Annotated in this window: 1 protein-coding gene; it reads left to right on the top strand. The window is 66.5% G+C overall.

The window, feature by feature from the left end:
* The first annotated feature begins 197 nt into the window (after window positions 1-197).
* On the top strand, window positions 198-368 hold the full coding sequence (locus HUA78_RS47995; protein WP_174479139.1) for a helix-turn-helix domain-containing protein: 171 nt from the start codon (window positions 198-200) through the stop codon (window positions 366-368).
* Window positions 369-427: the final 59 nt, after the last annotated feature.

The following is a 427-nucleotide window of genomic DNA, read 5'->3' as shown; positions in this document are numbered from 1 at the left end:
TGCGCTTTCAGCTTGAGCAGCGGCGCGTCCCTCGCATCCTGGGCCGGCGCTTCCGGGCCAACCCGGATGGCTACCTCCGAGGCATCGAAGAGGGGCTCAGGCCATATTTGCCGGCGTAGAAAAAAACTTCAGGCGATGGGGTGGGACGACAGGCACCTGGCAGACGAGGACGACTCCGGGGACGAGAAGAGCGAGAAATGACGCTCGCCCACGTCGACGAGGCCTTGGAGAGGGGCGTGCGCCTGGAGGCCATCTGCGAGCGGCTCGGGGTGGCCCCGCGCACGATTCAACGCTGGAGGATGCGTGTACCGGAGCATGGTGAGCACCGATTCCGGTCCATGCTGAGCACCGATTCCGGCCCGAGGTGAGCACCCGTTCCGGGCATGGTGAGCACCCGTTCCGGGCATGGTGAGCACCCGTTCCGGGC

The organism is Myxococcus sp. CA033 (assembly GCF_013336625.1).
GTDB lineage: Bacteria > Myxococcota > Myxococcia > Myxococcales > Myxococcaceae > Myxococcus > Myxococcus llanfairpwllgwyngyllgogerychwyrndrobwllllantysiliogogogochensis.
The sequence above is the reverse complement of the archived record's forward strand: the minus strand, read 5'-3'. Positions and strand labels throughout refer to the sequence as shown.